This is a genomic window from Gloeocapsa sp. PCC 7428 (genome assembly GCF_000317555.1).
In the GTDB taxonomy this organism is placed as follows: domain Bacteria; phylum Cyanobacteriota; class Cyanobacteriia; order Cyanobacteriales; family Chroococcidiopsidaceae; genus Chroogloeocystis.
In genome coordinates this window covers 4,465,210-4,486,484 of sequence record NC_019745.1, presented here as the reverse complement: position 1 = coordinate 4,486,484, position 21,275 = coordinate 4,465,210, and the positions used below count along the sequence as shown (strand labels likewise).

The following is a 21,275-nucleotide window of genomic DNA, read 5'->3' as shown; positions in this document are numbered from 1 at the left end:
TAGAATATTGTGCTATGCAAACGACAGAAGTGTAACAATTTTCCCAGATTAGATTGCCAGAATTGATTTATGTAAGAAGTAGAAGTAATAATTTCGGGAATAGGGAAATTGTAAAATTGTTAGTTAAGTCACATCAACAACAGTACTGTAATTGCAGAGGAAATTGAGCATGACGGCATCGACGCAAGCGGCAAAGTTAGCAACTCCAGATTTCTGCGAAGGAATTCAGTATTTTGGAGAAATGCTGCCCGAATTTGACACTTATGGCAAACAAGCCGCGATCGCCTCTGGTAGTACGTCGATTAGCGACCCTGAAGATCCAGCGGTAGTTTTCCAAACGCTACTTGCTGCTGATGCACTACGTTATCTAACATTACAAATTACGGCAAGCAAAGCTTCAGGACATCCAGGCGGATTTGCCAGCCAAGTTGAAGCGTATGCCGCATTAGTCATGCTGGGGCACAAAAACATTCTCACTGAAGTTGGGCATCACGCCCCAGGATTTTACAGTGCGATGTTTCTCGATCGATCCCTCGAAGACATGGGAATCAATACGGTACAACAACTGCGCGATCGCTTTCGCGAACATCACGGCTTACTCGGACACTTATCCGGTTACATTCCAGGAATTCTCTCACCCGCAGGTCCGTTAGGACAAGGACAACACTTCGCAATGGCAGCTGCGCGCTTGCACCGTGACAAGCTGTTTCCTGTGACAATTGGTGACGGTGGATTAGGCGAGCCTTACATTGTGAGTAGTATGGCGCATTTTCACACCGCTTATCCAGGAATGACGAACTTTTTACCCGTGCTGGTGTGGAATGGTTTTAGCCAAGAGCATCATAGTATGGTTTCTACGCAATCCAACGAGCAGATGATGGCTTATTGGCACGGTAACGGCTTTGAGGAAGTTGTGTTAGTCGATGCCAAAGACTTTGACGACCAAGACCAACCAGGAAACTACGTCGATAGTACCGCGTTTTCTTTCAAGCAACGCCTAGCGTTTACCAAGGCAGTCCTCATCGCCGCCGACGAAGCCGCCAAATCGGCATTAAGTGGAACGCGTACAGTACTCATTATCAAACAATTAAAAGGTGCTGGAGTCCACGCAAGAGGCGCAAAATCGCACAACCTCTATGCAATGCACACGCTAGATAATCCAGATATTGTCAATGCGCTGCAAGCCCGTGCTTTAGCCCCAGAAGCTTGGCAATTGGTACGTACTAACTTTGAACGTGCAGGGGGTGGTCCTGCGAGTCGTGTTGCAGTGACCGAATCGGTTTTAGAATTACCAGAAATCGAAGATTTACCCTTAGAAGAATACGCTGTAGGTGGCGATCCAAAAGTTGCCACAACCGCGATGGGACGATTGGTGGGAAGAGTTGGTGAATGCGATCGCAACTTCTTGGTGACGAATGCGGATGGAAATGAAGCTTCAGGAATTGCCAATATCAACCAAGCCTTAAAAATCATTCACCCGACCGAAGATCCGCTGTACAATCAAAAACCTGGCGGACAAGTTTACGAACCACTCAGTGAAGATGCTTGCGCAGGTTTAGCCGCAGGTTCTGCACTTATGGGTAGCCGTACGTTGTGGTGTTCCTACGAATCTTTTGCAATCAATGGTTTACCAATTTGGCAAACTGTGACGCAAGCGATGGCAGAATTACGCCGTCCAACGCCATCGACAGTGACTTTATTTACGGCTGGCGCATTAGAACAAGGGCGTAACGGTTGGACGCACCAACGTCCAGAAGTGGAAGCCTATTTTGCCGCGATGATGCGCAATGGTAATGTCTTTCCGATCTTTCCCCCAGATGCTAACTCTATTCAAGTCGCCTACGAGTGGGCGTTGACAACGAAAAACAAAGGTATTGTTATCACTGCGAGTAAGTCACCCTTACCAATTCGCACCACATTTGAACAAGGAAGAAAAGCAATAGAAGATGGCGCGATCGCACTGCAAGAAGCCTCTGGAAGTAAAACCGTTGTCTTTGCTGTTGTTGGTGACATGGTATTGCTACCAGTGTTAGAAGCTGCGTCGGCGCTTGCTGTTCAAGAAGTCGGCGTCAGGGTTGTATCGGTTGTTAATCCTCGTCGCTTGTATCGTCCAAGTGATGTTGCATGGGATAGCTGCGCTGAACCTGATGGCGATTTCCTTGATGATGCGGAATTTGAAAAGTTATTCGGTGGCGATGCTTTAATTGGGGTAACAGCGGGTGCGAGTGGAATGCTAGAACCAATCATGCTACGCAGTACCGCCAAACGCGATACGTTTGCTTGGAAACGCGGAGAAACAACCGCTAGCCCCGCCCAATTGATGGCGTTGAATGGTTTAACCGCAGAAAATTTAGTGAAACGTGCGATGGAATTAGTGAGTTAGCGCCCTAAATCCCCCAACAAATTGGGGGACTCTTAATTCACTTTGGGGCAAATCTATAGATCTTCTGCATGAAAAGAATTGCGAATTTATTCGCTACTACATAAACAAAGTCCACCTTCGTGGACTATACGGGCAAGGCATACGTTACCCTGTTAAAAGTCTTGTTTTAGTGTACGAAGGTACACTTCGTTTGGGTAGCCCTGACTTCAGTCAGAAGGCTATTTATTGATCTGTAGGTTTGAGTCACACCGCGATCGCACTTTCTAAATCCAAATATCCGAAGTACAATCGCCGCCAGGGTAGCGCATCTCGTGCGCGCGTGCGGGTCCTGCGGGTTCTTTGCCAAAGTCTACATAAAAGTCTTCATTGATTTTTAGACCGCCGTTTTCGGTGTCGCAGTCAATTTGCAACATATACGAACCACTTTTTGCCAAGTCTGGGTAAAATTGATTGTCCCAAGTGCTAAATAGCGAGTTGGTGACATAAAGCCGCTTACCGTCAAGACTTAATTGCAGCATTTGCGGTCCGCCTTGAAGTTTACGTCCTTGCACTTCACCACCTTTACCTAGCAAGCCACCGCACCAAACTTGTCCTGTTAGCTTAGGCTGCGATGGATCGCTAATGTCGTACTGGCGAATGTCACCATGCAACCAGTTGGAAAAATACAAATAGCGATCGCTCATTGAAAGTAAAATATCTGTAATCAGCGACGGTACAGGAATTGCCCAACCTTCGACATCAACCGATGGAACATCAATCACTTTCTCGACTTGCCAATGTCCGTTTGGTTTGTGCCAATGCCATACATTACTACTGAGTGCTGCACCGACAAAACCATGCGTACTATCAGGATCGTGATGAAACCGAACTTCTAACGGAATTAACCCTTCTGTGCCTAAATCTACACTTTGGATAATTTTATGCTGCGACCAATCCCAAAAGTGCAGGTGATGACCGTAGTTTCCAGCGGTGACATCATCAAGGTCAAAGCCAGGGTAATACGTTTTCGGCGCGCCCCACTCGCTGCTCACCATGACGTTATGACGCGGTTGATACCAAAAGTCATAGTTAAAGTTCATTCCTGAGGAGAGTTCCCAACGCCCCGCAATTTCAAAATCCGCGTTGAGTAATAAAAAACCACCAGGCGCATTACCTTCGCTGTCGCCTAACATCGAAATCATCACATGACTATCCGCAAGACAATGTACCGTATGCGGTGCGGTTAAATTCGTCTTTTGAATAATTTCTTCAGGTTCAATAACTTTGTGGATTTTGGGCGATCGCGCCTCGGCGACATCAATAATATAAATTCGACTCGATCTTTGACCAGGAACCACCAAAAAGCGCCGCGATTTACTCGCATCGCCATGACACGAACTGCAAGCATTCCAACCAAAATGATGCAATTCATCACCAATATACGGCATCGGTAAGCGATGAATCACTTGCGAATAGGTCGGAGAGTTAGGGTCAACATCGATCGTGGCTAAGTAATCAGGTTCTTCGATTCCTGTTCCTGTGTAGAGGGCGATCGTATAAAGTAGCTTTTCGCGTTCAGCTTGAATTGCATCTGCTGGCGACGCGTAACCTGGTCCACAACAAGCATGATTGTGATTGCTCATTTTTCTTACACCAAAAGCAGTAAGATTCTCGAATCAAAGTCCCCGATCTCCGACCTCTGACTCCTGACCTCTATAATTCCAGTTTAGATGGCATTGTGCCAGAGTAAGTTTACAAATGAATACCACATTCTGTTTTCCCCATACCTCGCCAACGTCCTGCGCGTTCGTCTTCACCCGCATTTACTGGTGTTGTTGTTGGTTCGTCGCCAATACTTGGATAGCCCTGATCGTGTAGTGGATTGTAAAGCACGTTATGTCTCATGACATACTTCCACACATCTTGGCGCGTCCAACTTGCTAAGGGGTTAATTTTAAGTCGCCCGTGTTTGTCTTGTTCAAAAATCGGAGTATGCGATCGCGTTGACGATTGATCGCGGCGTCTTCCGGTAATCCACGCCGTCGCATCTAACTCGCGTAAGCCCCGCTGTAGTGGCTCAACTTTCGTTAAGTAATGGTATTTCTCAAAATCTTTTTCCCACAGCGATTCTCCGTAGCGCGCCGCAAAGCTTTCCCGCGAATCTGCATCAGGAACTCGATACACGTGCAAATCTAACTCATAAAGCTTTTGGGCGTCGCGCACAAGCTCCAAAGTTTCTGGAAAATGGTGTAGCGTATCCAGAAATAAAACTGGTACCGGAGGATTCGGCGCGATTTGGTACAGCATATGCATAATTGCCATACCATTAACGTTAAAAGCACTACTTTGAACTAAACCAGGGCGCAAATTTTCTAGGCACCACCCTAGTATATTAATTGGATGAACCTCGGCAAAGCGCTGATTTAGTTCGTTTAAATCAAAACTTTGTGTTGTATCTACTGCGACATCTTGAACGAGCATAAGTTAGCTTTTTTTGATCGTTGTCTCTTGCGGTGAAAGTACACCCAACAGCTACTTGCGCTTCTGTCACATCGTTACAAGTTCAAGCTTTTTCAGCTATGTGATGGCACGCAATCGCTTAGTGCCACTCCTTGTTCACTCTGACAAAGTTTTTTGCTGATTCTGGGTATCCTCTCCTATTTTAATCTACTGTATCTTGGTAGGAATATCGTATTTTTATCTCTTGAGCAACTCAAAGTATGACATATAAAGAAATCCAAAGCAAGCCTTAAAATACTAAAACTCCATCGGAGAACCGGAGTATAATAAAACTACCTGTTAAGCTGTGGCTAGTAGAGCCTGTAAAACGATGCGAATTGCTCAAGATATTACTCAGTTAGTCGGTCGAACACCTTTAGTACAACTCAATCGCATTCCGCAATCAGAAGGATGTGTAGGACGAATCGTCGTTAAACTAGAAGGAATGAATCCCGCAGCTTCTGTCAAAGACCGTATCGGTGTCAGTATGGTAGCAGCTGCCGAGGAAGCGGGTTTAATTGAACCTGGAAAAACTGTATTAGTAGAGCCGACTTCGGGTAACACAGGTATTGCTTTGGCAATGGTCGCAGCGGCGAAAGGCTATCGATTAATTGTGACAATGCCGGATACGATGAGCATTGAACGGCAAACGATGCTCAAAGCTTATGGTGTGGAATTGATTTTAACATCAGGCGCACAAGGGATGCGAGGTGCGATCGCCCGTGCGGAAGAAATTGCGGCAAAAACGCCTCATTCATTTATGCCACAGCAGTTTCGCAATTCCGCAAATCCGAAAATTCATCGCGAGACAACCGCTGAAGAAATTTGGACAGATACTGATGGTGAAGTGGATATTTTGATTTCTGGTGTTGGCACAGGCGGTACACTTACCGGAGTCGCTGAAGTCATCAAAGCACGTAAACCGAGTTTTCAGGCGATCGCGGTAGAACCTATTGCTAGCCCAGTTCTTTCTGGCGGTAATCCAGGAGGACATAAAATCCAAGGAATTGGTGCAGGATTCGTCCCAGAAATTTTACGCACCGACTTGATTGATGAGATTATCACGGTCAAAGATGATGATGCGATGGATTATGGTCGTCGTTTAGCACGCGAAGAAGGATTGCTATCAGGTATTTCCTCCGGCGCGGCTTTAGCTGCGGCGATTCGAGTTGCAAAACGTCCCGAAAATGCTGGGAAATTGATCGTCATGATTCAACCGAGTTTTGGCGAACGCTACTTGAGTACAGCAATGTTTCGCGAAGATCTCACAGAAACTCCTGCTTTAGCGGGAATTGGCGCCGAAAACAGAGGCTAATTTGGTAATCAGTAATCGGGAAGCTTTTAGCACTTGGTAATTAGCGTTTAGCAATCAAATATAGCCCTAGTCAATTGATGAATGACAAGTGATTAGTGGCGCTTTGGTTAGTACGTGAGTTTTGTTCGCGAAGAAAGGTGCCAAAGGCATTTATTAGAAGACTTTTCAGAACTCAACACTCTCTGCTCCCCTGGTCACTGACCCCTGCTATAACAGCTAATAGCGAATGGCTAATTGCCATACAATAACCAATGACCAATTACCAGTTACCAATCACCTCATAACCAAAATCTCTCGAAGTGCTAACACTGGAATTTAGTAATCTTGTTTACAATAGTTCACAATAGATAAACGTAAATCAAGATACCATTCCAGTGAACGGAGACGAGTTTATTAAGCAGATTCAAGATGTGTATGCGCACATGACTGAACTGCAACAGAATGCTAACTTATTGCCCTCACCACAGCAAAGTCAGATAACGACAGCTTTAGAGCAATTAAGTACGGCTTTACGAGAACTACAAGTGACAGAAGAAACAATTCGGTTGCTACTCTCAGCAGTACAGCAATCGCGCGATTCGATTCTGATCACAACCGAAAAACTCGATCCTCCAGGACCGGAAATTGTTTATGTGAATCCAGCCTTTAGCCAGATGACGGGTTATGCCATTGAGGAAGTGTTAGGCAAAACACCTCGTTTGCTCCAAGGTGCCAATACGAATCGTAAAGTCCTTAAAGACTTACGCAAACATCTTTTAGAGGGTATACCATTTCACGGCGAGGCAATTAATTATCATAAAGACGGCACAGAATTTTTTGTGGAGTGGAATATTACCCCCATTCGTAATATTAATCACTCAATTACGCATTTTATAGCGATTCAGCGCGATATCACCACCCGTAAACACATGGAACAAGAACGCGATCGCCTGCTACAACGCGAACAAGCGATGCGAACTGAAGCCGAAGCCGCAAACCGAGTTAAAGATGAATTTTTAGCGACACTCTCGCACGAACTGAGAACCCCACTAACACCAATTCTTGGGTGGTCAAAACTTTTACAATCAAATAAATTACCAGAAGATAAGCTGCAAGAAGCATTAGTTAGTATTGAGCAACACGCCAAACGTCAAGCGCAACTTGTTGACGATCTGCTAGACATATCACGGATTATCCAAGGTAAGCTAACGCTTAATTTAACCGCTGTTAGCTTGGTGACTCCGATCTCAGAAGCATTAGAAACCGTGCGTCTTGCAGCCGAAGCTAAGTCAATTCAAATTAAAACAACGCTAAACGCGACAGTTGGACAAGTGATGGGTGATGCAAGTAGATTACAACAAGTCATCTGGAACTTGCTTTCTAATGCTATTAAGTTCACACCTGAAAGCGGTTTGATCGCGGTGGAACTTGAACGTGTAGAGCGCTGCGCGCAAGTTACGATCAGCGACAATGGACAAGGTATTCAGCCTGATTTTCTACCTTATGTATTTGACCGTTTCCGTCAAGAAGATAGTTCAATTACACGCCGCTTTGGCGGCTTAGGATTAGGACTTGCGATCTCGCGACAAATTATTGAAGCGCACGGCGGAACGATCGCAGTTCAAAGTCCTGGTGTAGGACAAGGCGCAACTTTTATTCTTAAATTACCGCTAATAACAACTCCGCAAAAGTCACCCGCAAACACTGAACAGCCGAAACCCGACTTAGATTTAAGTCATACCAAAGTTTTAGTAGTAGAAGACGACGCGGGTACGCAGGAGTTTGTAACGTTTGTTCTTGAACAGTATCGCGCTAAAGTGACGCGGGCGAGTACCGCAGTTGATGCACTTAACACTCTACCTCGTTTTCAACCAGATTTACTTGTCATTGATATTGGGCTACCTCAAATTGATGGTTATACGCTGATGCGGCAAATTCGCAACCTGTCGCCAGAAAAAGGCGGACAGATTCCCGCGATCGCCCTCACTGCGTACGCCAGCGATCGAGATCGACAACAAGCGCTTGCAGCCGGTTTTCAAAAGCATCTTCCAAAACCAATCGAACCGTATGATTTAGTTGCTGTTGTTGCTGAACTCACAAAATACAGTAATAATTGGTAGCACTTAGCTATCTATTAGCCTTTTTGCAAAATTTCTTGCCATGCTTTCGCTACGCTTTGTTCTTCTAGTTCTAATGAATATTGCAATACTGTATCTCTACCACTTTCGCTAATCGTTTCCCAGCTTTCGATGGCTACTGGAAAGGATTGGGCGATCGCCTCAATAGTTTTCGCAATATTTAGAAAATCTCCAGGCTCAAATAAAAAGGTAGGAGGTACATACTCGGTTAGAGGTGCGACGTTGTAAGCGAAAATTAAACAACCGCAAGCCATCGCCTCTAAAGGCATCAGTGGAAAGCCTTCTTCTTTACTTAAAAAAACAAATATCAGCGATTCCTGCAAAATCTGCGCAACTTCTACTTCGGTCTTATTTTCAATAAATATCCATTCATATTCGTTCAAGTTATTGATTCCTTGTTCAGCACGAGATTGTAAGATATGGTAAATTACAGCAATATCTAATGGTCTTTTCGCCGGATTACAAGCTATCTGTTTTTTCTTTTTCTTTAGTGGTTGAAATCTAAATTTATTAATGTCTACTCCGCAGAAAACTCGGAAAATATCAAGATGAGGATAGGCAAACCTTAGATAGTTTTTGTTATGTTCCGAAACGACTAAAGCGCCTTTTACTTGAGGATGAAGATACGGATATGGTTGCGGTTTTTGCTTATTAAATATATGAAATCCGTAATAGATATTTTGGTTGAAAATTATTTTGTTTCCAGGAAAAGAAAGAATATCATTGCCTACATCTTCTGGTAAAACTGTAAAATCATTTTTTCGATCAATTAATTTATTAAAAGTATCTAAGTAAACAATATTTGCATGATGATGAAACCAAGTAATCTTAAAGTTTTTGGTTGTATGCAGTATGTATGCCTCATAACCATGCCTGTTAAGAATTTCAGTATGTTTGTATATTTCTTTGTTACCTCCAGATGATTGATTGTCGCTAAAACAGAAATAAAATATCTTTTGGTGCGTCATTTGATAAAGATAATAAACTGTTTTTTTATTAGTTAGTTATATTATTAAAAATTAACAAGCGAAAACCAAAGTAGACATTAATGCATACTCTTAACTCAAAAGTATTATGTATAACTCTTAAGTCAAAAAATATAAAAAACTAAATGACTTTTACACGCTTTTTCAGTTCCGAACGAAGGCTTTTGACTTTTTTTTCTAAGTGCCGAATGTGTATCCAATCTTGAAAAGCCCAAGTTTGATCAGGCGCTGTTTTTATCTGTTCAAGTAATGATTCATCAGGCGAGTGACCTGGCAAGCTTTCTTTGCTATTCAATTTTAAATATATGTTAATTGCTTGTGGAAAATGATAAGCAATTAATGTAGGTCGATAAATATCAGTTGTTTGCGTGTAAAGTAGCGATCGCTCATAAATATTGGATGCAGGTGTTTTTAAATTTAAGTCAAATTTAGCATTGATAAGCTCAATAAACTTTGCTGTGTGATTAACTATGCTGTAAACGCTAACCAGTAAGCACTGATCTGGAAATTTGTCAATAAAATTTAATAGTTTCTGGTTGTAATGTATCCAAAGTTTGACTGCTAATTCTGGATGTTTGACAAATATTTCATCACCACGACGATAGAGGGAATCGACAACTTCCCAAGGTGAACGATAGATGAACAAAAACTTAGCCTCTGGAAGCAATTCAGCCCAAAAATCTAAAAATAGCGCTGTTCGTGGGTCTTTCCACCCCCAAATCGTTGCTTGAGAATTTCTGCAAACAATTTCTTGAGCTTGCTGTAAATATGGCTCTTTAACAGGAATATTATCTTCTAGAGTCCAACCGATCTCATCTAAATTTTGCGATCGCAGAACTGCTTCATGAAATCTCACAAAGTCTACATTTTCAAAAAAGCCCTTAACATTTCCATTGCCAGCTGCTATCAGTCTTTGCCCAATATCTAACCCTGCATTTTGTAGCAGCGATGTTGTAAAAGACGTCCCAGAACGATGCATTCCGGTGAGAATTAATACTGAATTGCTCTTAGTTTGCATAGTTTCATTAGAAGATCAGAATTGCAACTCAAACAAAGTGAATGAACTTATGCGACTTCTGGTGCGATTTCTTCACTATCTTGTTTTTTTGCCTCAATGATTACCCAAATGGGCCAAGCAAATATCACGATCGCACTCACAAATAAAATCAAAATATTGTGCCAGCAGGAGAACTCTGGACTACGCGTTATATCTCTGACAAGCGCTAGCCAGGCAATTAAACCAGAAAAAAGGTAGCTGAAGGCTAATAAATAAACAAAAAAGGTAATAATCATCGTTTGCGTTCTTGCTTAGTTATGCAGACAACTTATCAGGCAAATTAAGTTTTGCGAGAGAAAGGTGCGGTGGATAAAGCTTAGAAAACACAGGAAATTCTGGAGATTCTGTTCGTAGTTTCTTACTCTGCAAGATAGCTGCAATTTTTTGCACAACGTCAAAGTGTTCATTTGCTACGTTGTACTGTTCGCTGATGTCTTTGTCCAAGTCATACAATTCAATGGGTTGGTCAAGACCATGACGTACAGCTTTCCATTTACCCATGCGAATTGCTTGCTCAAATCCTCGTTCGTGAAATTCCCAATAGAGAAAGTTATGCTTGTTTGCGGGTTGACCTAGTAGTGCAGGTAGTATTGATACACCATCAATTCCTCTAGGTGCGCTAACTCCCGCAATCTCAGCCGCTGTAGGTAAGAAGTCCCAAAGCGCATAAGGCTGATGATTTTCTTGTTTTGGCTGAATTGTTCCCGTCCAACGCACAATCATCGGTACGCGAACACCACCATCATAGAGGTCGCGCTTGATACCGTTGAGTGGTCCATTGCTGTCAAAAAATTCTGCGGTTGCGCCGCCTTCTTCATGCGGTCCATTATCGCTACTAAAGAAAACTATCGTGTCTTCTTCTAAACCAAGTTCGGCTAACAATGCCAAAATCTTGCCTACGTCTGCGTCTAAAAGCGAAATCATCGCCGCGTAATTTTTTTGCTGTTGTGGCCAAGGTTCGTCAGAATAGGGAGCATCACTTGGTACTTGCATTCCCTCGCTGCCTAACTCATTATTGGCGTGAGGGATAGTGTAGGGTAAATAGAGAAAAAATGGCTCGTCTTGCTTAGCTTTAATGAAATCCAGCGCTGCTTGAGTAAAGAGATTATGTGAGTATGTACCTGGAGCGATCGCAACTCGCTGCTGATTTCGCCACAGATAGCTAGGGTAGTAGTCATGCGCGTGGACGTGATTTAGGTAGCCAAACCATTCATCAAAACCTTGAAGATGCGGTTCTCCTGGGGAATCAGGTCCTCCTAGACCCCATTTACCAAACATTGCAGTTGTGTATCCTGCGGCTTTAAGAACCTGCGCTACAGTAATGTCTTCGGCGTGTAGCGAAATGTCATCTGCACCGTTGTTCCCACGTATCCGGCAATGACCTGTATGATAGCCCGTCATCAGCGTGCAGCGCGAAGGCGCGCAAACTGTACTGCCAGAATAAAAATTGGTAAACCGCATTCCCTCGCTTGCCATCTGATCGAGATGAGGTGTTTTTATTTGCTTCTGTCCATAACACCCAAGATCGCCATACCCTAGGTCGTCTGCAAGAAACAAAATGATGTTTGGCAAGCGTTTTTGAGCGTGTGGAGTCTTATCTTCTAGATCTTGATGTTTCTTGGTGTGCTGGCTTGTAACCACATTTTCGACAGCTAGCTTACTCATGCATCCACCCTATATTTAATCTACGGTAATTCGGTAGGCTTACCGTTATTTGCTAGTAAACAGCAGTATCGCACAGCAAATTTAGAAAAGCAAGCAGGGAAATTGGTAAGTTTGCTGAGATCAATTTGTCTATGCAAAAGCCATGAAGTAACCAAACTGTCTTAACAAAAACATTGCAGGGATTGCGTTACAGGCTCAATCAATCTAAAAAATCTAAATAATATCTGGAATTTGTGATTTTGTAATGTAAATGAATTAGGATTCAATTAGAAGTAGAATAAACTAAAAAAACAAAATACGGTAAGTTGATCGATAAACTGGAGATTATGTAAAGGTTGAGAAATACGTCCGTTGGCGATCGCAAAAAACTTATGGCGTCGCGATGCCAACTTATGAAGTGCAACGACGTTTATACTTTCCCTCAGATGGCGAACTAAGAGAATTGGCGATCGCCAGAAAGCTGATCAGCGCGAATTAACAACCATCCCACGATTGCGAGAGTTGCCCCAACAACGAGAAAGCCGATATCCCAAAGCAACTCGTTTACACCTGGTTTTACGTGGTGAATGCCAAGAATCTGATGGTCAATCAATCCTTCTATTAAATTAAATAGTCCTGCACCGACAAGAATGGAGCCAAAAAAAGTACGAGACGACCAAGGGACATCTTCACGCTTACCTGCGCGCCAGAGTAAAATAACTCCGACAATCGTCATAACCCATGTACCTGCCTCGAATAAACCATCCCCAACCATATTTAGCTCTAATTCTGGAACAGTTGTAGCAGGTCGAACGCTACTTAACATATGATGCCACTGGAGGATTTGGTGCAGTAAAATGCCATCGAAGAACCCTCCTAAACCTAGACCGAGAAAAACACCAGCAGCCACTAATGGGCTGTAGCGTTGCGTCTTCTCGTTATTCACCTCCATACGGAAACCTCACCTTGTGACAACAGCGACTACCTTGCAGTACTTGCTGCCATTTAATTTAAATGAGAAATTTCAGTGCTTGCTCTATCTACAGGCATGATAGAACTTGGCGTGTCAGAGATTTGCGGAAGATGACGATTTACTTTTATAAAGTGAATGAGCCTTACGGCTGTTTCTCCAATTTTTCACCTCATGGAGTTTTTTTACAAGGTAAGCACTGGCAAACCGTCGAACACTACTATCAAGCACAAAAGTTTGTGGGAACCGCAGAAGCCGCAATTATTCCTGTCATTCACGCCGTAAAAACGCCAGAGGAAGCCGCAGCGTTAGGACGTGACTGTACGCGCCAAGTGCGCCCTGACTGGGAACAAGTCAAAATTTCTGTCATGCGCGAAGCTGTATTACAAAAATTTCTCACCCACAAAGACATTCAAGCAATTTTACTTGCTACCGGCGACACGCTGCTTGTGGAAAATTCACCTACCGATTATTACTGGGGTTGCGGTGTAGATAAAACAGGTCAGAACCATCTAGGACAAGTTCTCATGAGTGTGCGCGAACAAATCCGTACAGTATATACTGCAAACAACTACTGCTAACGAAATTGTCTTTATTTTTGAGAAGCGATCGCTGTTTGCTATCGTTTTTTGAGTTTAACTATGAGAGTCCAACTGTTTATATAACTTTATATTGGCTGAGTTATTACTTTTTGAATTCGTCTATTTCATCAGTAAACAATGGTCTGCTACTTGTCCTTCACCTGCTTAGTTATCCATTGTTTTAGAAGTAGATAAAGTAAAGTTTGATTGCATCCGCTTGCATCTTGATAGCTAAGTGTTTAACTTAGTAATTGAAGCTTCTAAAGCTTCCCTGGCAGATACAACAGCCTAAGAAGAAAACAAACTAGTATAAGAGGTAAAAGCGCTGTTTAACTATCATCTGTCTCGTCAAACAAAAAACGACACCCAAGTCGAATGCTAATATTTCCTCAAGCTGGCAATTGGGGGCGATGTATTCTAATGGATACAACCCTGGGAAGCTAATTTTATAAGAGGGAGTGTCTTAGCTAGTAGAGTTTTGGGTGTTGTTTTGCTTTAGAGTAGAATTTTAAGAGTAATGAACATGAAGTCAGCATAAACAGCGCACGGTATGGCGATTATTGCTCTAAAAGCTTGGTATATTCACGAATATGAACCGCTTGAAGAATTAGAAAAACGTCCTCACGATCTGCGCCTCAGCAAAAACAGTTTATTAAAATCTGCGCTTAGGGCAGATTTTTTAGAAGATCGCGAGCAAGTTAAACAATCGACATGGTTTCAGCGTTACTTACAAGGAGAGAACGTTGAATTTTACATTGAAGGTAGCGGTGGTTATACAATCGCGAATATTGACCTGAGTAGCCATGAAATTTATTTCACAAAGCAGACGGTCATGGCGTCGTTAGAACCAACAATCTTTTTTTGTTATCAAACCGAGTATGCAGCTTCTAGTGAAGCTTTAAGAGAAGAATTACAAAAAGCGATCGCTACCTTAAATAAGCGATCGCGGATCGAATTGTCTTTAATTGAATCACAACGCTCTGGTGATAGCTCTGTACGCTTAAATAGCACCGCGATGCGAAAGATTCGTAAAAGTTTATTATTTATTGCCGATAGTACACCGATTACAAGTATTGAAAGCAAAGAAAAGGCGCAGCTTATTCCTAGCCCGAATGTCTGTGTTGAAATTGGCTATGCGATCCAAAGCAAGCGAACCGAACAAATTGTTCTCGCACAGATGCAGCGAAAAGATTTAGCTGGACAACTTCCCTTTGATTTACCTAATTACCAATTATTGCAATTCAATAACAGCAAAGAACTTGGTACAATACTGCCTCAAGTCATGGAAACACAACTTCAGCGATTCAACTTATTTACGTAATTTGGTTTGCTGAGAAGGTAGAGGCTAAAGTCTAATTGAGCTTTGACTAGCGTTTTACTCCTAGTTCTTAGCTAAATTGTGGTAGCCTATTTTAACCCTGACCCCTGACCCCTTTCTACCGCCTCTTCTCAATTTCGAGTTGAGTCAGTTAGAAATGAATGCGATGCATTCGTAAATTAACGTTATTTGTATGCCGAGAACTCCTAACGAATACGTGGTACATCTTCTCATCGAGGGCGGACACAGAGAAGAAGTGCGTTTTCCGACAATCCAAGAATTTCAGAAGTGGTACAGCAGTGAATTAACACCAAAGGCAGCTTCTAATGACTTTATTAGCGTACCGATCAAAAATATTCAAGGAGAGTACCTTGTGGTGCGTCCATCGAGGATTGTAGCAATTCGGGTGGAGCCGATATTTAGCTCTAGTGTGGAACGATTTTAGTGTGGAGTGAACGATGAGAAAAAAAACGGCTTTAATGACCCTAAGTTTAGCCGCTGCTATCTTGACGACAGTACCAGCGGTGGCGCGGATACCATTGCGACCTGTTTCTGATGCTCAACGCGTCCAAAAGCAAAATACTGATTGTTGTCAAACTGAAATATTAGGGTTAGATGAGCAAATTTTTTGGGGTCAAAGCGGTCAACCTGGAGATAAACACGCATTACTAACATCAATCGATCATAGTTTACGTTATATTAAATCTCCAGCAGCGACAGCCGCGTATCGACGCTATCGAGGAACGGGAATTACCCGCGATCGCGTTCAACGTAGTTTAGAGCGTTTTCGGCAATTAGTTGTGCGTTCAAATTCACCCGAAGAACTGCAAGCTGCGGTATCGCGTGAGTTCATGTTTTACCAGTCTACAGGACGAGACGGCAAAGGCGATGTTCTTTACACGGCTTACTATGAACCGATTTATCAAGCCAGCCGCGTTCCCACCGCAGAATTTCGTTATCCGTTGTATCGACTACCGCCAAATTTCAAATCTTGGCGCAAACCGCACCCCACTCGCCAAGAACTTGAAGGTAAAGATGGTTTGTTGGGCGACAAAAGTAGACTCAAGGGGTTAGAAATAGTTTGGTTACGCGATCGCCTAGAAGCATTTTTAGCCCAAATTCAAGGTTCAGCACGGCTGCAACTCGCTGATGGAAAAATGATTTCGATCGGGTTTGCAGGCAAGACAGACTACCCTTACACCAGCATTGGTAAAGAATTAGCTAAAGACGGCAAATTACCGTTAGCGGGTTTAACTTTGCCAGTGATGATTAACTACTTTATGCAGTACCCGATAGAACTCAATAACTATTTACCGCGTAATCGTGGCTTTGTGTTCTTCCGAGAAACAGGAGGTGCGCCAGCCGTTGGATCTTTGGGAGTACCCGTCACCGCAGATCGTTCGATCGCAACAGATAAATCGCTGATGCCGCCTGGTGCTTTAGCATTGATTCATACGCAACTACCGTTTCCTAACGATTTTACAGGTAGCATGGAATATCGCCTTGTGAGCCGCTACGTCTTAGATCAAGATACCGGTGGTGCAATTAAAGGACCAGGGCGAGTAGATTATTTCATGGGAACAGGTAAACTAGCAGGCGATCGCGCTGGAGTGACTGGTCATCGTGGACACTTGTATTATTTGTTACTGAAATAAACTCAAGTGGTGGGGACATTTTACTTGTCCCCTCGCTATTTACTTAATAAGGCGCAGCATCAAAATCATATTCATCAAAGCGATCGCTATCAGCAATTTCCTCAACTTCAGGAGTACTAGCAGCTTCTAATTTTGGTTGTTCTTTACCAAAATCTTGATAAGTTTCAAACGTCTGACAAATAACAGCAGATTCTTCTGAATTTGTCGGAATCAAGTACTCTACTAAGTTTTCCGCTGTTGGATGCTCGTAGTCTACTGTAACAGCCACTAAAGCTTTATTAGGTGCTGTTCCTCTTTCCTCCGAGGTAATGATAGGGCAAAAAACGCCGTGAGCGTGAAACAGTCCACTTTTAGCTGTAAATGATTGATGACGAAAAGCAGCATAAGCTTTTTCTAGTTCTAACGTAAACCCACTCGTGACTTGGCCATTTTTTGAAGTACGAAACGCTGTACTAAAACTTGCCCCAGCCGCACCGCTTAATGTCAAGCGCAATGGAGAATGATGCAGCAGCTTTTGATTTTTTCCTACTAAGAAAACGAGATAACGTGTAAACGTTTTAAATTTTGGTTTTTCGTTGGTAAAAGTTTCGTAATGATCTATCAGACGACCCAAAGTTGTATTTGTTGTGCGGTCTTTGATACAAACAGGTCCGCGATGTAGGACTAATATTCGCGGAGTATTTGTCATTAACAACTCAACAATTTCGCCCGAACCAAAAGTATATTCTACTTGCTGCCAATTCTCATCAGGTGTAAAACCAACAAGTTTTGCGTTTTCTTGCGTAATCGCCAATCCATAAGGCTTTAATCCATTTTCACCCCATTGCGGGTTAATCATTTGACACCAAGGCAATACCTCAGAAGCAGGTGCTTTAAATTTGTCATCATCAAAATCAAAACTGGGAGTATGCGTTACAGCTGAAACCATTGCAATTTCCTATAAATAAGGTTGACAAGGAGTTACTTGTCGTTTAGTCTTCCCAGGTTCAGCAACAATGAGTACCGTAGAAATACGGTTATTAGCTCAAGAAACTTGCCTAGCAGCAAGCAGATCACTCGATGCAATATACATGCAAAAGTCTTCGATTCTTTTATACACCCAAAATCGCAGAGCAAAAGGACTTCTTACACCTCTATCAGCACGATTCAAGACATGAGTATAAATCATCGTAGTTTTGACATCCTGATGTCCTAGCAATTCCTGTAGTGTGTGAATGTCATAGTCATCTTGTAGCAAGTGAGTTGCGAAACTATGACGAAACATATGGCAACTTACCCATTTATCGATATCTGCTATTTTAACTGCTTGCTTTAAAGCCTTCTGCAAACCACTTTTATCGAGATGATGACGGCGAATCATTTCACTGCGAATGGCTTGCAAGATTCTATCTGAAGAAAACCCAAACTGCTACATCCATTCTCAATTAGCGTTTTTATATTTTCTCTTCAATGCAGAAGGTAAACAAACCGAACCGTATCCTTTCTCCAAATCCTACTGATGAAGATGCTTGACGATTTCTAAATGAAATTGCAACTCTTCTACAACACTTGTAAGTAACATCGAGACTCGAAGTTCCTTACCTTTAGCGTCTTCTAACAATCAATTTTTTGAGCAAAATTAAGCTCTTTGACACGCAATTGCAAACATGACGTTTCTTGCAACCAGTACTATAGAGCGATTTAATGATAAACTGATAATCACTCAATAAATTATTAATGCTAGTCAAATTTTCTTTATTTAGCGCTATTGATATAATAAGCGCCTTCTTTTTAAGCGTACTACATAAACTTGTAAATATAGCTCTTGCTTGAAATCTTCTTAATACAAAAATAAAAATGTATTAAAAGCTTGATTCTAAGTAGAAAGATTTACATTTTTCTCTACAGTTAAATGAGTTAAGGTTCCTTTAATTCTTCTTTTAAACGCTGTTTGTTATGAAATATGATGTAGCGTTTAACCCAATTAATATAAATTTTTCAGGCTTTAAGAAGAATAATGTTTAAAATAAATAACGTTACTAACCTGTTCAAGCAGTTTTTTAGATTTTTTTTATGAAATGATATCCAAAAAATCTTGGAGTTAAACTTATTTGGTATGATATCCAGAAAAAGTCTGGATATTGCCAACGAATATACCGAAAGATTCTTGATATCATTATACACAGTAGATTTACAGAAAAATTCTCTAATTTCTCCCATATAGGGTGGATATGCAGAAAGTTTCCGTCTAATAAATAGTTAGGTGTACTAGGAAGCAGTTCTGTGGTATTCATTCATAACTGCTACTAAATGACCACATGGCAACGTTCCTTACTGATTCTGCTGATATTGCTAGAGTCTACTACTCCTCAAGATTGAACTTGAAACAGCGTAGTGAGTTAGGTCAGTTCTTGACGCCTGCAACCGTTGCGCGTTTTATGGCAGGACAATTCAACAACCTGTCTGGTCACATTCACCTTCTAGATCCTGGTGCTGGAATTGGGACTTTAACTGCTGCTGTAGTAGAGCGGTTATTGGCAAACCCTGATCAGGTCAGTAGTTGCAGCATTACAGCATATGAGATCGAACCAGTCTTCTTGCCCTCGTTAAATCAAACTCTCACAGAATGCTGTGACGCTTTGAGCAGCAAAGGAGTTCAGGCAGATTATTGCTTGCGGGAGGAGAATTTTATAAAAGCTTGTAGTGAAATGAATTTGCCACTCTTTAAGAAGGTATTTTCAGGCTTTACTCATGCGATCCTTAATCCACCTTATAAGAAGATTCACAGCCAATCAGCAGAAAGGAAAGTTCTTTCAAGTATTGGGATTGATACTGTAAATCTCTACAGTGCATTTGTTTGGCTTGCTACCTTGCAACTTATAGATGATGGCGAAATGGTTGCAATTACGCCTAGAAGTTTTTGCAATGGTACATATTTTCGTCCTTTCCGACAAGCCTTCTTAGAATATATGAAATTAGAGAAAATTCATATATTTGAGAGTAGAGCAGCAACCTTCTCAGAAGATGAGATATTACAGGAAAATGTTATTTTTCATGCAATAAAATCTAAATATAAGCCTACCACTGTAAAAATAACCAGTAATTCTGAGGTTGCATTAGATGAAATTTCAGAATCAAGATATGCTCCTTATGACGAAGTCATTGAACCGAATGATTCCGAACAGTTTATTCATATTGTTACAAATTCTCTCAAGAATTCTTTGAGAGTTCAGATGAATCAAATGCCCTGCACATTGGATCAACTTGGTTTAGAAGTTTCGACAGGTCCAGTTGTCGATTTTCGTCTGAAATCAGCTTTGAGAAGCTGTCTGAGTGATGAAAATGTTCCACTAATTTATCCAGAATCTATAAAAACAAGGAAAGTAGTATTTCCTCCTGATAATCCCCGCAAACCTATTGCAATTGAAAAAAATCAAGACACAAAAAAGTGGTTGATGGAGCCTGGATGGTATGTTTTGACCAAACGCTTTTCGTCGAAGGAGGAAAAACGTCGTGTTGTTGCTGCTGTATGTCCTCCTACTAATTCGGACTTTATAGGTATAGAAAACCATCTTAACTACTACCATTCTGAAGGAAGAGGAATGACTTCTGATCTGGCTAAAGGGTTAGCGGCATTTCTTAATTCAACTTTATTCGATTGCTATTTCCGTCAATTTAGTGGACATACACAGGTTAATGCTACTGACCTTCGTAGAGTTAAATATCCATGCAAAAATGACTTAATTAAAATAGGAGTTCAAATTGGTGACAATGACTCAAGCCAAGAAGAAATCGATAAAGTTGTACATAAAGTTCTATCAATCATGAATGAGGCGACAACCGCAGTTCAAGCAAAGAAACGAATTGAAGAAGCACTTGCAATTCTCAAGACTATCTCTGCTCCCAGAGAGCAGCAGAATGAAAGATCCGCACTCTGCTTACTTGCGCTAGCAGATATTCAACCTGAGAAACCCTGGAGTCAAGCCACTGCACCAAGACGCGGAATTACAGAGATGATGGATTGGTTCCGCGATCATTACGGCAAACAATATGCACCAAATACACGCGAAACTGTTCGACGGCAAACAATGCATCAATTTGTACAGATGGGACTAGTGGTTGAGAATCCAGACAAACCGGATCGACCGATTAATAGCCCTAAGTGGTGTTACCAACTTCATCAGCAAGCGTTATCACTTCTTCAAGTTTACGGCTCTGAGCAGTGGGAAGAAGCTCGTAGAAATTACGCCATTGCAGTAACCAATTTGTTGCAAGACCGGAATCGAAATATACCGATGATTCCCATAAGCTTACCCGATGGTCAAGCTATCCAGCTTTCGTCAGGTGGGCAGAATATCTTAATCAAAGATATCTTGGAAAGCTTTTGTCCGAGATTTACACCAGGGGGTGTAGTCCTATATATTGGCGATGCTGGCGATAAATTTATAATCAACGAAACACAGAAGTTTCGAGAAATGGGGATTGAATTAGAGCCTCATGGAAAGATGCCTGATGTTGTCATATATCACAAACAACAAGATTGGCTTGTCCTCATAGAAGCTGTGACTAGTCATGGTCCAGTTAACTTGAAACGCCACAATGAACTAAAGCAGCTTTTTCAATCAAGTCGTAAGGGTCTAGTCTTTGTTACTGCTTTCCCAAGTCGTAGGGAAATGACTCGATATCTTGCTGAAATTTCCTGGGAAACAGAAGTTTGGGTAGCCGATCAGCCCGATCATATGATTCACTTTAATGGAGAGAGATTCCTCGGTCCATATTAGAACTCGCAAAA

The 21,275-nt window shown here is 42.0% G+C and carries 17 protein-coding genes; 8 read left to right on the top strand and 9 right to left on the bottom strand.

What is annotated here, in order from left to right; translation table 11 throughout:
- Positions 1-169 precede the first annotated feature (169 nt).
- Positions 170-2,383, top strand: coding sequence for a transketolase (locus GLO7428_RS19720; RefSeq protein WP_015190340.1), 2,214 nt, complete (start codon positions 170-172; stop codon positions 2,381-2,383).
- Positions 2,384-2,646: 263 nt separating this feature from the next.
- Here GLO7428_RS19720 and GLO7428_RS19715 read toward each other — a convergent pair whose 3' ends face one another.
- Together GLO7428_RS19715 and cysH are read right to left on the bottom strand one after the other, a co-directional pair.
- A complete protein-coding gene (locus GLO7428_RS19715; RefSeq protein ID WP_015190339.1) occupies positions 2,647-4,005 on the bottom strand; it encodes a selenium-binding family protein in 1,359 nt (452 codons plus the stop codon).
- A 109-nt stretch (positions 4,006-4,114) separates the two neighbouring features.
- On the bottom strand, positions 4,115-4,843 hold the full coding sequence (gene cysH / locus GLO7428_RS19710; protein WP_015190338.1) for a phosphoadenosine phosphosulfate reductase: 729 nt from the start codon (positions 4,841-4,843) through the stop codon (positions 4,115-4,117).
- Between the two features lie 349 nt (positions 4,844-5,192).
- Here cysH and cysK point away from each other — a divergent pair, with 349 nt between their 5' ends.
- Both cysK and GLO7428_RS19700 read left to right on the top strand, forming a co-directional pair.
- Complete coding sequence (gene cysK, locus GLO7428_RS19705) at positions 5,193-6,176, top strand: cysteine synthase A (RefSeq protein WP_015190337.1); 984 nt, start codon at positions 5,193-5,195, stop codon at positions 6,174-6,176.
- 374 nt (positions 6,177-6,550) lie between these two features.
- Positions 6,551-8,275 carry an ATP-binding protein gene (locus GLO7428_RS19700; protein ID WP_015190336.1) on the top strand — a complete coding sequence of 575 codons (1,725 nt, stop codon included), beginning with the start codon at positions 6,551-6,553 and terminating at the stop codon, positions 8,273-8,275.
- Between the two features lie 14 nt (positions 8,276-8,289).
- On the opposite strand, the gene GLO7428_RS19695 is transcribed toward GLO7428_RS19700, so the two are convergent.
- From GLO7428_RS19695 to GLO7428_RS19675, 5 genes are all read right to left on the bottom strand, one after another.
- The gene (locus GLO7428_RS19695) at positions 8,290-9,261 is read right to left on the bottom strand and encodes a glycosyltransferase (protein ID WP_015190335.1); all 972 of its coding nucleotides are present in this window, start codon (positions 9,259-9,261) and stop codon (positions 8,290-8,292) included.
- Between the two features lie 139 nt (positions 9,262-9,400).
- A complete protein-coding gene (locus GLO7428_RS19690; protein WP_015190334.1) occupies positions 9,401-10,297 on the bottom strand; it encodes a sulfotransferase family protein in 897 nt (298 codons plus the stop codon).
- A gap of 47 nt (positions 10,298-10,344) precedes the next feature.
- Positions 10,345-10,572, bottom strand: a complete 228-nt coding sequence (locus tag GLO7428_RS19685; RefSeq protein ID WP_015190333.1) for a hypothetical protein — start codon at positions 10,570-10,572, stop codon at positions 10,345-10,347.
- 19 nt (positions 10,573-10,591) lie between these two features.
- Positions 10,592-12,001, bottom strand: coding sequence for an arylsulfatase (locus GLO7428_RS19680; protein ID WP_015190332.1), 1,410 nt, complete (start codon positions 11,999-12,001; stop codon positions 10,592-10,594).
- A gap of 433 nt (positions 12,002-12,434) precedes the next feature.
- Positions 12,435-12,932 carry a DUF2243 domain-containing protein gene (locus GLO7428_RS19675; protein ID WP_015190331.1) on the bottom strand — a complete coding sequence of 166 codons (498 nt, stop codon included), beginning with the start codon at positions 12,930-12,932 and terminating at the stop codon, positions 12,435-12,437.
- Positions 12,933-13,063: 131 nt separating this feature from the next.
- On the opposite strand from GLO7428_RS19675, the gene GLO7428_RS19670 reads away from it, so the two are divergent.
- The 4 genes from GLO7428_RS19670 to GLO7428_RS19655 all read left to right on the top strand — a co-directional run bounded on the left by GLO7428_RS19670 (position 13,064) and on the right by GLO7428_RS19655 (position 16,504).
- Complete coding sequence (locus GLO7428_RS19670; protein ID WP_015190330.1) at positions 13,064-13,531, top strand: NADAR family protein; 468 nt, start codon at positions 13,064-13,066, stop codon at positions 13,529-13,531.
- A 550-nt stretch (positions 13,532-14,081) separates the two neighbouring features.
- Positions 14,082-14,852, top strand: coding sequence for a hypothetical protein (locus GLO7428_RS19665; RefSeq protein ID WP_015190329.1), 771 nt, complete (start codon positions 14,082-14,084; stop codon positions 14,850-14,852).
- Positions 14,853-15,042: 190 nt separating this feature from the next.
- Positions 15,043-15,294, top strand: a complete 252-nt coding sequence (locus GLO7428_RS19660) for a hypothetical protein (protein WP_015190328.1) — start codon at positions 15,043-15,045, stop codon at positions 15,292-15,294.
- A gap of 13 nt (positions 15,295-15,307) precedes the next feature.
- Positions 15,308-16,504 carry a murein transglycosylase A gene (locus GLO7428_RS19655; RefSeq protein WP_015190327.1) on the top strand — a complete coding sequence of 399 codons (1,197 nt, stop codon included), beginning with the start codon at positions 15,308-15,310 and terminating at the stop codon, positions 16,502-16,504.
- Between the two features lie 43 nt (positions 16,505-16,547).
- Here GLO7428_RS19655 and GLO7428_RS19650 read toward each other — a convergent pair whose 3' ends face one another.
- Both GLO7428_RS19650 and GLO7428_RS26210 read right to left on the bottom strand, forming a co-directional pair.
- Positions 16,548-17,432 (bottom strand): DUF5895 domain-containing protein, encoded by an 885-nt coding sequence (locus tag GLO7428_RS19650; RefSeq protein WP_015190326.1) that lies wholly within the window; start codon positions 17,430-17,432, stop codon positions 16,548-16,550.
- A 96-nt stretch (positions 17,433-17,528) separates the two neighbouring features.
- Complete coding sequence (locus GLO7428_RS26210) at positions 17,529-17,885, bottom strand: tyrosine-type recombinase/integrase (protein ID WP_196797401.1); 357 nt, start codon at positions 17,883-17,885, stop codon at positions 17,529-17,531.
- Positions 17,886-18,801: 916 nt separating this feature from the next.
- On the opposite strand from GLO7428_RS26210, the gene GLO7428_RS19640 reads away from it, so the two are divergent.
- On the top strand, positions 18,802-21,264 hold the full coding sequence (locus GLO7428_RS19640; RefSeq protein WP_015190325.1) for a BsuBI/PstI family type II restriction endonuclease: 2,463 nt from the start codon (positions 18,802-18,804) through the stop codon (positions 21,262-21,264).
- Positions 21,265-21,275: the final 11 nt, after the last annotated feature.